At 63.7% G+C, this 13,412-nt stretch carries 13 protein-coding genes; 8 read left to right on the forward strand and 5 right to left on the reverse strand.

All coding sequences use genetic code 11. From position 1 onward, the window contains the following. The first annotated feature begins 69 nt into the window (after positions 1-69). Genes ACFWXH_RS25320 through ACFWXH_RS25340 form a run of 5 tightly spaced genes read left to right on the forward strand, consistent with a single transcriptional unit; the run spans position 70 to position 3,955 of the window. The gene (locus ACFWXH_RS25320) at positions 70-1,056 is read left to right on the forward strand and encodes an ABC transporter permease (RefSeq protein WP_379124068.1); all 987 of its coding nucleotides are present in this window, start codon (positions 70-72) and stop codon (positions 1,054-1,056) included. Further along, positions 1,053-1,874, forward strand: a complete 822-nt coding sequence (locus ACFWXH_RS25325; RefSeq protein WP_379124069.1) for an ABC transporter permease — start codon at positions 1,053-1,055, stop codon at positions 1,872-1,874. Before ACFWXH_RS25320 ends, ACFWXH_RS25325 begins: the two co-directional genes overlap by 4 nt. Then, a complete protein-coding gene (locus ACFWXH_RS25330; protein ID WP_379124070.1) occupies positions 1,871-2,671 on the forward strand; it encodes an ABC transporter ATP-binding protein in 801 nt (266 codons plus the stop codon). The genes ACFWXH_RS25325 and ACFWXH_RS25330 overlap by 4 nt, the downstream gene beginning before the upstream one ends. Further along, a complete protein-coding gene (locus tag ACFWXH_RS25335; protein WP_379124071.1) occupies positions 2,664-3,452 on the forward strand; it encodes an ATP-binding cassette domain-containing protein in 789 nt (262 codons plus the stop codon). The genes ACFWXH_RS25330 and ACFWXH_RS25335 overlap by 8 nt, the downstream gene beginning before the upstream one ends. Beyond that, positions 3,449-3,955: an L-2-amino-thiazoline-4-carboxylic acid hydrolase gene (locus ACFWXH_RS25340; protein WP_379124072.1), complete on the forward strand. Its 507-nt coding sequence runs from the start codon at positions 3,449-3,451 to the stop codon at positions 3,953-3,955. Before ACFWXH_RS25335 ends, ACFWXH_RS25340 begins: the two co-directional genes overlap by 4 nt. Before the next feature lie 4 nt (positions 3,956-3,959). Here ACFWXH_RS25340 and ACFWXH_RS25345 read toward each other — a convergent pair whose 3' ends face one another. The 5 genes from ACFWXH_RS25345 to ACFWXH_RS25365 form a co-directional block, all read right to left on the reverse strand. Beyond that, entirely contained in the window at positions 3,960-5,597 is a 1,638-nt protein-coding gene (locus ACFWXH_RS25345; RefSeq protein WP_379124073.1) for an acyl-CoA synthetase, read from the reverse strand. Positions 5,598-5,686: 89 nt separating this feature from the next. Continuing rightward, positions 5,687-6,280: a 2'-5' RNA ligase family protein gene (locus tag ACFWXH_RS25350; protein ID WP_379124074.1), complete on the reverse strand. Its 594-nt coding sequence runs from the start codon at positions 6,278-6,280 to the stop codon at positions 5,687-5,689. A gap of 98 nt (positions 6,281-6,378) precedes the next feature. Beyond that, complete coding sequence (locus tag ACFWXH_RS25355) at positions 6,379-7,866, reverse strand: aldehyde dehydrogenase (RefSeq protein WP_379124075.1); 1,488 nt, start codon at positions 7,864-7,866, stop codon at positions 6,379-6,381. Continuing rightward, positions 7,866-9,056: a cytochrome P450 gene (locus ACFWXH_RS25360; RefSeq protein WP_379124076.1), complete on the reverse strand. Its 1,191-nt coding sequence runs from the start codon at positions 9,054-9,056 to the stop codon at positions 7,866-7,868. Before ACFWXH_RS25360 ends, ACFWXH_RS25355 begins: the two co-directional genes overlap by 1 nt. Positions 9,057-9,065: 9 nt before the next feature. Continuing rightward, entirely contained in the window at positions 9,066-10,514 is a 1,449-nt protein-coding gene (locus ACFWXH_RS25365) for an APC family permease (protein ID WP_379124077.1), read from the reverse strand. Positions 10,515-10,690: 176 nt separating this feature from the next. On the opposite strand from ACFWXH_RS25365, the gene ACFWXH_RS25370 reads away from it, so the two are divergent. Genes ACFWXH_RS25370 through ACFWXH_RS25380 form a run of 3 tightly spaced genes read left to right on the forward strand, consistent with a single transcriptional unit; the run spans position 10,691 to position 13,406 of the window. Further along, positions 10,691-11,455, forward strand: coding sequence for an IclR family transcriptional regulator (locus ACFWXH_RS25370; protein ID WP_379124078.1), 765 nt, complete (start codon positions 10,691-10,693; stop codon positions 11,453-11,455). 26 nt (positions 11,456-11,481) lie between these two features. Further along, a complete protein-coding gene (locus ACFWXH_RS25375) occupies positions 11,482-12,753 on the forward strand; it encodes a Tm-1-like ATP-binding domain-containing protein (RefSeq protein ID WP_379124079.1) in 1,272 nt (423 codons plus the stop codon). After that, a complete protein-coding gene (locus ACFWXH_RS25380; protein ID WP_379124080.1) occupies positions 12,750-13,406 on the forward strand; it encodes an HAD family hydrolase in 657 nt (218 codons plus the stop codon). The genes ACFWXH_RS25375 and ACFWXH_RS25380 overlap by 4 nt, the downstream gene beginning before the upstream one ends. Positions 13,407-13,412 lie beyond the last annotated feature (6 nt).

The raw sequence follows: 13,412 nt of genomic DNA on the forward strand, positions 1-13,412 counted from the left end.
CGGATCGGTGCTTGAGGTCAGCCGCCGCCAGCGGCTAAGTTGGCGGCTCCGGCCTCGAAGTTTGTATTCATGTCACGCGCCTTCCTCCTCCTGCGCCGGCGGCTTGTCGGCTCCGTCTTCGTGCTTCTGATCGTCGTTGTCGGCACGTTCCTCCTGCTCGAGGCGGCTCCAGGCGATGCGGTCGACGCCTATCTTGTGTCGACCGGCGGCGATGCCGGCCTTGTCGAGGCAATGCGGCAAAGCTGGGGTCTCGACCAGTCCGCCGCGACGCGGCTGGCCAACTATCTGTGGGCGCTGCTGCATCTCGATCTCGGCCACTCGGTTGCCTTCTCGCGGCCGATCCGCGACGTCATCCTGGAGCGCCTGCCGGTTACGCTCATCCTGATGGGCGCTTCGACCGCACTGTCCTTCGGTCTCGGCTCGGCGCTGGGCATCTATGCCGGCGCAAGACCCGGCAGCTTGCGCGACCGTTTCCTGTCGACGGCGTCGCTGGCGCTCTATGCGGTTCCCGGATTCTGGCTGGCGCTCGTCCTCGTCATCGTCTTCGCCGTCGACCTGCGCTGGTTCCCGATCTCCGGGTTCGAGACAATCGCGTCCGGCAAGACCGGCCTTGCCCGCGCCGCCGACATCGCCCACCATCTCGTCTTGCCCGTGACCTCCCTCGGCGTGATCTATCTGGCGCTGTATCTGCGGATGATGCGGGCCGGCATGGCCGAGGTCTGGCGGCTGGATTTCATACGTGCCGCCCGCGCCAAGGGGCTCAGCCGCCGACGCATCGTGCTGGCCCATGTCGCGCGCAACGCGCTGTTGCCTCTGGTCACCATGCTAGGCCTGCAATCCGCGCAGATGCTGGGCGGCAGCGTCGTCATCGAAAGCATCTTTTCCGTACCAGGCCTCGGTAGGCTGGCACAGGAAGCCGTGGCGCTGCGCGACACGCCGCTGCTGCTCGGCATTATTCTGGTCAGTGCCGTTCTGGTCGTTCTCATCAACCTTCTGGTCGATATCGCCTATGCCTTCCTCGACCCACGTGTCGGCGCCAGCGAGGCCAGCGCATGAGGCGGCTGACAAGCGTACCCGAAGCACTGGTCGGGCTGGGCATCCTGGCCGTGCTGGCGGCCATGGCGCTGGCAGCTTCCGCGCTTTTCCCGGGCGATCCTCTCGCCATCAAGGGAACGCCGCTGCTGCTGCCGTTCCAGGATTGGTCGCTGCCGCTCGGCACTGACCGCCTCGGCCGCGACGTGCTGGCTGAGCTCTTCCATGGCGCCCGCACATCGTTGGCCGTGGGTCTCGCCGCAGCAGCCGCTGCCATTGCCGTCGGTGCGGTGATCGGCACATTGGCAGGCTTTGCCGGCGGCTTTGTCGATGAGGCGCTGATGCGTATCACCGACGCCTTCCAGACCGTGCCATCCTTCCTGCTGGCGCTCGCTTTCGTCAGTGTCGTTGGCCCGTCGCTCACCGTCGTGGTCATCGCGATAGCCCTTTCGGCCTGGACCGGACCGGCACGCGTGGCGCGCGCTGAAGTGCTTTCCATCCGCGAGCGCGATTTCGTTGCCGGCGCGAGGGTCATCGGCATGCATCCGCTGGAGATCGCCTTGCGCGAGGTGCTGCCCAATGCCTTGCCGCCGGTGCTCGCACTTTCCTCCGTCATCGTCGCATCAGCGATCCTGATCGAGGCCGCACTTTCCTTCCTCGGACTCGGCGACCCCAACCGCGTCACCTGGGGCGGCATGATCGCGGAGGGCCGCACCGTGCTGCGTTCGGCGCCGTTCCTCTCGATCGTGCCCGGCATCGCGCTGGTGCTGACCGTACTTGGTGTCTATCTCGCCGGCGAAGGCGTGGTCGAAGGTACCGCAGTCCGAAAGGGCCTGTCATGACCGGCCCGCTCGTCTCGATCCGCAACCTGTCGGTCTCCTATCGGCGCGACGCGATCGCGCCTTCGCTCGGCAATATCGATCTCGACATCGCCGCCGGCGAGCGTCTGGCGATCATCGGCGAAAGCGGTTCGGGCAAAAGCACACTGGCGCTTGCCATCGCCGGGCTGCTGCCGCCGACGGCAGCGGTGAACGGCACGATCCTGTGGTCAGGACAGCCGCAGCTGCCCCGTGGCGGCCGCGACATCGGCTTCGTCTTCCAGGATGCTTCGGCGAGCCTTGACCCGGTGATGACTGTCGGCCGGCAGATTGCCGAGGTCGCACACACGCATCTCGACCTCAATTGGGTGCAAGCGCGAAGCCACGCCCTCGACCTGTTGCGGCGTGTCCGGCTGCCAGACCCGGACACCGCGCTGCATGCCTATCCGCATCAGCTATCCGGAGGACAAAGGCAGCGGGTAGCCATCGCGGCGGCCATCGCCGCCGGCCCGAGATTGCTGATCGCCGACGAGGCAACCAGCGCGCTCGACACCATCGTGCAGGCCGACATCATCGCACTGATCCGGCGGTTGGTGGCCGAGGATGGAATGGCGCTGCTGTTCGTCAGCCACGATATCGCGCTTGCCGCCGAACTGGCCGATCGCATCGCTGTCTTCCGCAGCGGCGAGATGGTCGAACTGGGCACCGCCGACGCAGTGATCGAGGCACCGCAGCATGCCTATACAAAGAAGCTGCTGGACGCCCATATCGGCCTCGACGCCGCGCCGATGATCGCAGCGACAGGGCATGGCCATGTCTGATCCGCTGCTTGCCATTTCCGGGCTGACCAAACGCTTCCGCCGCAGCGGAACAACCGTCACTGCAGCCGACAATATTTCCCTTTCGATTTCTGGCGGCGAAACGCTGGCGCTCGCTGGTCCTTCAGGCTCCGGCAAATCCACCATAGCCCGCCTGATCCTGCGGCTGATCGAACCCGATGCCGGCCGCGTGGATTTCGAAGGCGGGGATTTCCTCGCTCTGCGCGGTTCGGCATTACGAGCCAGACGCGCACGGCTGCAGATGGTGTTCCAGGATCCGCTTGCCGCGCTCAACCCGCGCGCGACGGTCGCGCGTGTTCTGGATGATCCGTTGCGCATCCATAGGCTTGCTGCCCGCAGCGAACGCCCGGACCGCATTGCAGCTCTGCTCCAACGCGTCGGCCTGACGCCGGATCTCGCCGGTCGCCATCTTCACGAGATTTCCGGCGGTCAACGCCAGCGTGTGGCGATCGCCCGCGCCATCGCCACGAAGCCGTCCTTGATTGTGCTGGATGAGGCCGTTTCGGCGCTCGACGTCTCGGTGCGCGGCCAGATCCTCGAACTGCTGCTCGACCTGCAGCGCACGGAACGCATCGCCTATCTTTTCGTTTCGCATGACCTTGGCGTGGTGCGCGCCTTCGCGCATCGCGTCATCTTTCTCGAAGATGGTCGTATCGTCGAGCAAGGGGATGCCCGCACGGTCATCGACAATCCGCAATCGACCATCGGCAAGGCGCTGGTTGCCGCTGTGCCCAGGCTGACAAGAACACAGGACCGATCATGACTGACCCTCAGGCACGCGCGGAAAAGCTTGCCCGCGAACTCGACTCCGCCTTCCGCAATCGCGCCGATCTCTACCGGCTCATGCTGGACGAACTGACGGCGGAACTGGGCGCGGAACAGGCAGAAGCGATCATGGTGCGCGCCATCGAAAAGCGCGGCCAGGAGGTTGCGACGGCGGCCTTCGGCAAGTTCGGGCCAAACGACGCGCGCGCCATCGGCGAGGCCTTTCTGTCCTTCAGTCCCGATGACGGACGCATGTATCCGACCGATGTCGAGCGCGCGCCGGACCGCATCGCTTTCAAGGTGAAGCGTTGCCCGCTCAAGGACGCCTGGATCGAGGCCGGTGTCGGCGAAGAACAGCTCACCACGCTCTGCAGGATTGCAGGCGCTTTCGACCGTGGCCTGTTCGAAGCCACCGGCGTGCGCTTCGACAACGTCACCTGGTCGCCCGGCCACGGCAGCGGCTGCTGCCACATCGCGCTCACCGATCGCGACGCGGCCTGAGGGGTTATTCCTTATTGGCCTGTCTGAGTTCCACCCGGCGGATCTTGCCGGAAATGGTCTTGGGCAGCGCGTCGACGAACTCGATCTCGCGCGGATATTTGTAAGGCGCGGTCAGGTTGCGGCAGAACTCCTGGATATCGCGTGCAAGCTCGTCCGATGCCGCGAACCCCTTTGCCAGGATGACATAGGCCTTGACGATCTGCCCGCGGGTCGGGTCGGGCTTGCCGATGACCGCGCTTTCAGCGACCGCCTTGTGCTCTATCAGCGCGCTTTCCACCTCGAACGGGCTGATGCGATAACCGGCGGATGAAATCAGGTCGTCGGAACGACCGACGAACCAGAGATAACCATCCTTGTCGCGGCGGGCGGTATCGCCCGTATAATACCAGCCATTGCGGAATGAGCCGGTGTCCAGCGCCTTGCCGGTGTAGTAGCCGTGGAACAGGCCGCCCGGGTGCGGATCGGTGACCCTGACCGCGATATGGCCGACTTCCTCGTCGGGCAGACGCTTGCCATCGTCATCGACGACGTCGACATCGTAACCCGGCACCGGTTTGCCCATCGAGCCGAACCGAACTTCCTCGCCGGGGAAATTGGCGACGATGTTGATGGTCTCGGTCTGGCCGTAACCATCGGCGATGGTCGTGCCGGTCGCTTCCTTCCAGATGCGCATCACCTCCGGATTGAGGGGCTCGCCCGCACCCAGCGAACGGCGCAAGCTGGAAAGATCGTAGCGTTTCAAATCCTGCTGTGCGAACAGGCGGTAGACGGTGGGGGGCGCGCAGAAGGTCGAGACCTTGAGCTTCCCGATCAGCTTCAGATGCATGTCGGCATCGAAGGCGCCGTCGCCATTGTAGAGCACCGCCGGCGTGCCGAGCATCAGCTGTGGAAACAGGATGCCCCAGGCAGCCTTCGCCCAGCCGGTATCGGTGAGCGACCAGTGCACGTCGCCGGGCCTGAGATCCATCCAGAACAGGCCGGTCGCCACATGAGCCAGAGCATAACCATGGTCGCGCGGCACCATCTTCGGCATCGAGGTGGTGCCGGAGGTGAAATAGGCCATCATCATGTCGGTGGCGCGATTTGGCGGAAAGTCCTTCCGGTCCAGCTCCGGCGAAGCCTCGGCAAGCAGCTTCTCGAACGACAGCCAGCCATCGCGCTCGCCGTCGACGACGATGAAGGTCTTCAGCGTCGGGCATTCGGCGCGGATGGCATCGACCTTGGCGCAGTGCTCGGAGGTGACGATGACCACCGTGGCCTTCGAATGGTTGACCCGATAGGCGATGTCATGCGCGGTCAGCAGATTGGTGCCCGGCATCGAGACGACGCCCGCCTTCATGCAACCGAACAGCACGGTGTACCAGGCCGGCACGCGGCCGATGACGAGACACGCAAAGTCGCCGGCGGCAACGCCCAGCGTGCGCAAGGCGTTGGCAAAGCGGTTCGAACTTTCCGAAAGCTGCGAATAGGCGATGCGCTGGATCGTCTCGCCGTCGCGCGAGACGGCAATTACTGCCGTGCGATCGTCCCGCTTCGCCCAGCCGTCGATGACGTCGAAAGCGAAATTGAAATGCTCGGGTATTTCCAGGCGAAATTCCGCTCGCGCCCTGGCATAGGTGCGGTCGACCGTCGAAAAATCCATCCTCTCCTCCGCGATGGCGATGCAACGTTCAGGTCGCATCACATAGCGCGGACGAACTTAGGAAGCCATCGAACGAAAGGCTATGCCTTTTAGTGCCATTTCTCCTGCATCAGCCAGGATTCGAGAATGTTGTACTTCGTAAGGCCCAACTCGCTGTGAACAAGCGAGAATGTCCTGATTGTGAAATGCAAGGGACCGATCTGTTGGGGCGCAACCGATCGAGGGCTGTAGAAGAGCGTGATATGCGGATTGAAGTTCAGCGTCCCATGCAACCCGTTAGAGATGAGAGCAACACCAAGCCGACGCTGAAGATCCATCAACGCCGTGCTTCCGCCGAGAAGCACCGTTGCTCGCCTGTCCGGTCGCCCAGCTGGGAATGTGACGATGCGATCGAAACAGACATCAAACGCATCGGCGCTAACGGAATTCGCAGCGCATTTGGCCGCAAACACATATTTCTCGCGCAAACGTTTGTCGTCCATGATGTGTTGAAGCGAGATGTGCAGGTGTTTCAGCGGACGCAATTTCGCCTGGAACCCGTTTGCCGTCTGTATCTCGGACGCGATCTCCAGCGCCTGACTGCCCACCGGCGTTTCAAGCAACGCCATCAAGATCAGTCGCTCCGGCTTCTTGGGTCGACGCGGGCCTTCTGACTGGCCGAAATCGAAAACACCTTGGGACATGTTTCGCCCAATTCGCAGGGTCGAAACACTCAGAATAGAACAAATAGGGAACAAACGCAAGCGCGATCCCGAAGGACCGCGCTTGCGCCGCCAGCCCCCTACGCCAGCGAAATCCAGGCCGTTTTCAGGTCCGAATATTTGTCGAAAGCGTGCAACGACTTGTCCCGGCCGAAGCCTGACTGGCCGAAACCGCCGAGCGGTACGGTCATGTCCGCACCGCCATAGGTGTTGACGTGCACCACGCCGGCACGGATCGCCCGCACCATGTGGTGGGCCCTGGCAAGGTTCGACGTCCACACTGCCGAGGCGAGCCCGTAGACGGTACCATTGGCGAGCCGCACGGCCTCCGCTTCATCCTCGAAGCGCTGCACGGCCAGCACAGGGCCGAACACTTCCTCGCGCGCCACGGTCATGCCGGGAGCGACGCCGCCGAAGATGGTCGGCTCCATGTAATAGCCACCGGTTTCCTCGCGGATGCGGCGGCCACCGGAAACCAGTTGCGCGCCTTCGTCCAGCGCCGTCGCCACATGACCGAGATCCTTCTTGAGCTGCTCCATGCTGCTCACCGCGCCGATGTCCGATTTGATGTTGAGCGGATCGCCGACCTTCATCCTGGTCGTTGCCGCCACCAGCTTTTCCACGAAGGTGTCATAGATCGAGGACTGCACAAGCAGCCGCGAGCCGGCAACACAGACCTGGCCGGCATTGCGGAAGATGCCATGCGCGGAGACCTTGGCCGCGACATCGAGATCTGGCGCGTCGGCAAAGACGACGTTGGGCGATTTGCCGCCAAGTTCCAGATGCACCCGCTTGAGATTGGAGCGCGCCGAATAGTCGAGCAGACGGCGCCCCACTCCGCCGGAACCGGTGAAGACGATGGCGTCAACATCCATGTGCAGGCCAAGCGCCTCGCCCGTCACGCTGCCACGCCCCGTGACGACATTGAGAACCCCCTCCGGCAGGCCGGCTTCCGCCGCCAGCTCGCCGAGGCGCAACAAGGTGAGGGATGCCACTTCTGCCGGTTTCAGGACCACGCTGTTGCCGGCGGCAAGTGCCGGCGCCACCTTCCAGGCGCCGATCATCATCGGGAAGTTCCACGGCACGATGGCGGCGACGACACCCAGCGGCTCGCGATGGATAAGGCCGAGCACGTCCGGCGCCGTCGGCGCGATCTCGCCATAGACCTTGTCAATGGCCTCGGCGTAGTAGCGGAACGTGCCCGCCGCCGACAACGGCTCGGCCTTGTAAGCCATGCCGATTTCGGTGCCGTTGTCACGGACGCCGAGCACGGCCAGTTCGAGTGCGTGCTTCTCGATCAGATCGGCCAGTTTCAGCAGCACTTTCTTGCGCGCGGCCGGTGCTGCACGCGACCAGCTTCCCTTCTCGAAGGCAGCACGCGCGGCGGCCACTGCACGATCGACATCCGTGGCTCCCGCATCGGCAATCGAAGTCAAAGTCGTACCGTCGATCGGCGAGATGACGGGAAGCGTTTCCCCATCCCGGCTGTCGGCGAATGCGCCTCCGATGAAGAGCTTTTGCGCTGCGACAGGTTTCTGCCGCAGCGCGTCGATCGTGGCCTGGTCCATCAGGTCTTTTCTCCGAATGTCACATGAAGCGCGGTCGGCGCGCGGAACTCCCAACCCCGGAACACAGGGGTTTCACCATTCGCCAGTCGCATATTGGGGAACCGCGCCAGCAGCAAGGCTACCGCCAGGCACATCTGCTCGCGTGCGAAGAAGCGGCCCGAACAGAAGTGATGACCGAAGCCGAAAGCTGCATGGCTGCCATGGTTGCGAAGGATGTCGAACCGGTCTGGATCGGGAAACCGGCTCTCGTCACGGTTTGCCGACGAGACCAGCGCGGCAACTGGCGCACCGGCCGGGATCGAAGCGCCGCCGAGCTCGACGGCGCGCGTGGTCTGTTTTGTCTGCGTGCCGATCGGGGCAATCCAGCGCAGGCCTTCGTCGACCGCCTTCGGCACCAGCCCGTCAGGATCGGCCAGTACGGCCTGCATCTGCTCAGGATGCGTCAAGAGGCCGGCAAGGACTGAACCGGCGCCATGACCTGGCTCCTGCATGCCGCCCAAAAGGATGACCTTGATGGTTGGCATCAGAAAGTCGATCGACCGCGTCTGTCCGGGCGGCATGCCGCCATGCAACATGTGCGAAAATGCCGAGCCGTCCGGTTCGCGTGCCAGCCGCTCCAGTGTTGGCCGAACAGCTTCGCTCACCTCAACGCTGACGGCCTCGGCGATCTCGTCTCGCTTCGGGTCGTTCTCGAAATTGATGGCGCCTTGCGCCAACCCGTAGAACCAACGGCGCAGCGTCGGCACATCGACGTCATAAAGCCCCATCGAATGAGCTAGCGCCAATGTCGAGACCGGCTCGAAATACTCCGCCATCAGTTCGGCCGAACTCCGCTTGGCCAATTCATCCAGAAGGGGCTCGGCGATGCCGCGCACCAAGTCGCCGGCATAGCCGGCGACGGTCCGGGGGCGATACTTGGGATCGACGCCGGTGCGAAGCTCCCTATGAACCTCCCCATCGGTGGTGAGGATGGTTGGCTTGCCGAAGGAGCGCTCCACCGGCGAGGTGCCAACCACATTCGAGAAGATGTCCGGCGTCTTGCCGACCGTCTCGACGTCCTTCCAGCGCGTGACGAACCAGAGATCGACGGCTGGAACATAGGCCACCGGTGCGGTGCGTCTCAGCTCCGCATAGATCGGATAGGGATCGGCTTCGAGGGCCTCGACGGTTATGCTGTCCGCATAGGTCATGGCACCGCCCTACCCTTTCACCTCGTTGCCGAGTTGGGCGAAGGCTGCCGGGTTCTTGCTCTTGAGGGCAAGGGCCAGCACCAGGCCGAGCACTGCCGCGATCAGAACCAGGGAAGGCAGGAACCAGGACAGTGTGCCCGATGCGCCCGACAGGCTGCCGAAGTTCTCCACGATCTGGAAGATGATGTAGGCAAGAACCAGGCCGGCAATGACCGGCGCGACCTTGGCCTTCAGCACATTGCTTTCCAGCGAGGGATTGCGGCTGAAAAAGGCAAGCACCGAGAACGACGTCAGCGCCATCAGCGTGATGATGCCGAGCGTACCGACATTGGTGAGCCAGGAGAACAGCGCCAGCACCGGATCCTGACCGGTAGCGGCGAACAGCGCGATGACCAGGAAGGCGATTGCCGTCTGGATCAGCGAGCCGACATGCGGGCTCTTGAACACCGGATGCGTGACGCCAAGCGACTCAGGCAACAACTTCTCGCGCCCGGCGACATAGAAGTAGCGGGCGACGCCGTTGTGGAAGGCGACCACTCCGGCGAACAGGCTGGACACGAACAGGATGCTCATCAACTGCGTCACCGCAGTGCCGACATAACGCTCGGACAGCGTGAACAGGAAGGTCGTCGGATCCTGAAGCGCCTGCAATGAAGGCACCAGCTTGTCGACACCCGCGCCATTCGCCATCAGCCAGGACGTGAACATGTAGAACACGCCGATGACCAGGATCGAAATGTATGTGGCGCGCGGCACCGTGCGATGCGGCTCGCGCGCTTCCTCGGAATAGATCGTGGTAGCCTCGACACCGATGAAGGCGGCGAAGCAGAAAAGCAGACCAATGGCCGGCGCGCCGCTCAGGATCTGGGTCGGCGTGAACGGCGCCATGCTGAGGCCGGAATCGCCTCCCTTGAGCAGGATGGCGAGATCGACCACCAGCACCACGAGATACTCGAGCAGCACCAGAACGGTGAGGATTTTGGCCGACAGGTCGACCCGGCGATAGCCGAGGACGCCGACCAGGGCGACGCCGATGAAGCAGCACACCCACCATGGCAAGTTGATGCCCCAGCCAGCGAACAGGCCCGAGGTGGCGGCGCCGAACAGGCCGAAGACGCCGATCTGCATGGCATTGTAGGACAAGATGGCGATGAGCGCTGCGGCACCGCCCAGCGCACCGCCGAGGCCCTTGGCCGTATAGGCGTAAAAGGCGCCGGCATTGGCGACGTGCCGGGCCATCGCGACGTAGCCGACCGCGAAGATCAAAAGCACTGCGGTGACGATCAGGAAGGTGCCGGGAATGCCGGCACCATTGCCCATCAGCATGGAAAGCGGCACGCCGCCTGCGACCGCTGTCAGCGGTGCTGCGGCTGAAACCACCAGAAACGTTACGGCGCCGACGCCAAGGCTGTTCTTTCTCAGCCGATTGGCTTCTCCGGATTCCACTACGGTTGTCATGAATTCCTCCTCCTTCCCCGCCAGGCGGGGCCACAAGCCCATTTGAAATGCCGGATAGCCGAACGGCCTGTTTTCATTTCATTATTTAAAACGACATTTCGAATATAGACTTGCAAAGATGCTCGGCACCTGTCAAGTTAATTCGCGCGTTAAGTATCTGGAGGAGAGACAAACGCATGAGCACTGTGGCCAAGGCCGTGTCCCTGCTGGAGGTGCTGGGGCAAGGCGAGCCGGAAAGGACGCTGGCGGATCTCGCCCGGTCGGCCGATTTCGACAAGGCGACGACCCGACGTCTGCTTCTGGCGTTGATGGACCAGGGGCTGGTCGAGCAGGATGGCGGCAGCCGCCTCTACCGGCTGGGCATTGGCGTGGCACGGCTGGCGTTGATGCGCGAAGCGCAGTTTCCTTTTCTCAGGACAGCGGTTCCGCTCGCCGAGGCACTGGCCGCCAAGACCGGCGAGACCGTACACTTCTCCGAACATTCGAGCCGCGGGCTGATCTCTGTCCACGTGGTGGAATCGAGCAAAGCCAACCGCGTTGCCGTGCCGATCGGCGAAACCCTGCCCCTGCACGCCACGGCCTCGGGCATCGCTTTCATGGCTTTTGCCGACCGCCGCATCATGGAAGCGGCGTTGGGCGCCAGGCTGGCATCCTACACACCGCACACGGTCACCAATCCGGCGGCGATCAGGGATCTGGTCTCGGCCGCCCGTGCGAGAGGTTATTCCATCGGCGCACAAGGCTATGAAGACGGCGTCTTTTCCGTCGCAGCGCCCATCCTGGGTTCGCGCGGCACCGCGGTCGGCGCGCTTGCGATCGCGGCACCACGTGCCCGCATCGAACCCGCTGACACGGAGTCCCTGGGGACTGCTGTCGTCGAGACCGCCTTCCAGATCAGCGAGCGCCTGACCGGCCGTCGCGCCAAGGCAGCCAACGAATAGAACCAAAAATCACCAGAGCGGAACGGATGACCAAAATCCCGAAGATTCTTCTATGCGGCACCGGCGACACCAAGGCCGACGAACTGCTTTACATGGCCGAACGCATCCGCAGCGCAGGTGGCGAGCCCATCATGCTCGACGTCAGCGTGCTCGGCGACCCACCCTACCGCCCCGAATACGACAAGCACGCCGTGGCCGCCGCGATCGGCACCACCATCGAGGCGATCGCGCAGTCCGGCGACGAGAACAGTGCCATGGAACTGATGGCGCGAGGCGCCTCCGTCCTCGTCCGCGAGCTCGAAGCTGGCGGCAAGATCGATGCCTTCATAGCCATCGGCGGCACGATGGGCACCGACCTGGCGCTCGACATCGCGCTCGCGTTGCCGATCGGCGTGCCGAAATTCATCGTCTCCACCATCGCCTACTCCCATCTGATCCCGCCCGAGCGGATCGCGCCGGATCTGATGATGATCCTGTGGGCCGGCGGTCTCTATGGCCTCAACGACACCTGCAAGGCCGTGCTCTCCCAGGCATCCGGCGCCGTTGTCGGCGCCGCGATCACGACGGCGAAACCGCGCCCGAACCTGCCGACCGTGGCAATTTCGTCGCTCGGGACGAGCTGCCTTTCCTACATGAAGACGCTGCGGCCTGAGCTCGAGAAACGCGGCTACGAAGTTGTCATCTTCCACACCACCGGCATGGGCGGACGTGCGCTTGAATCGCTCGCAGCCGGCAACCGCTTCGTCGCGGTTCTGGATTTCAGCCTGCAGGAAGTCGCTAATCATTTGAACGGCAGCGTCGTCTCTTCCGGCGTCGACCGTCTGGAAAATGCCGGCCGCGCCGGTATCCCGCAGATCGTTGCCCCGGGAGCGGTCGACATGGTCGACTTCCCGACCTGGAAGCCGGTTCCGGACGGACTGTCAGATCGTCCTTATCACGCCCACAATCGTCTGCTCGCCTCCGTCACGACGGGAAAAGCCGGCCGCCGCCGTGTCGCCCGGGCAATTTCGGAAAAGCTTGCTTTGGCTTCCGGCCCCGTCGCTTTCATCCTGCCGGCAGGCGGTATCGAACAATGGGATCAGGAAGGTGAGCCGCTCTACGAACCCGACGCGCTTGCAGCCTTTTCCGACGAGATACGCAGCGTCATCAAAGCACCTGTCGAACTCCACGAGATCGAAGGCCACATCAACAGCGCCGAGTTCACCACCACGGCTCTGGCGATCTTCGATCGTTGGGCGGCGAACGGCGTGATCGCCCCCGGCCTTCGCCGGGAGCGGGTCCAGGGGCAAGCATCGTGAATGCCCCCAAAGCCCTGGTGTTGGATTTCGGCGGCGTCGTCACCAGGACGCTGTTCGAAACGCACGAGCTCACCGAGAAGGCGCTCGGCCTCAAGCCCGGCACACTGACCTGGCAAGGACCGTTCGACCTGGCTTCCGACCCACTCTGGCGCTCCATGCAGGCAGATGAGATCAGCGAACGCGACTACTGGAAAACCCGCACCCGCGAGGTCGGCCGGCTCGTCGGCGAGGATTGGGATGCGATGGAGACCTTCGTGCGCCGCGCCCGCGGCGCCGATCCGGAAGCCGTCGTGCGACCGGAAGCCGATCGCGCCATCCGCAAGGCTCATGCCGTGGGTGTGAGGCTTGCGGTGCTCTCCAATGAACTGGACCTGTTCTACGGTGCCGACTTCCGCGGCCGGCTGCCGCTGCTTTCCCTCTTCGAGACGATCGTCGATGCCACCCACACGAAGATCCTGAAACCGGACCTTCGCGCCTACCAGTCCGTTGCCGATGCACTTGGCTTGCCGGCCAGTGACTGCGTGTTTGTCGACGACCAGAAACGCAACATCGACGGAGCGGTCGCCGCCGGCATGCGGCCCGTTCATTTCGATGTGGCCAGCCCTGCCCGATCTTACGCCGAAGCGCTCGGCCATTTCGGCCTCACCCTTTAGGAATTG

This window comes from Mesorhizobium sp. NPDC059054 (assembly GCF_042739215.1).
GTDB lineage: Bacteria > Pseudomonadota > Alphaproteobacteria > Rhizobiales > Rhizobiaceae > Mesorhizobium.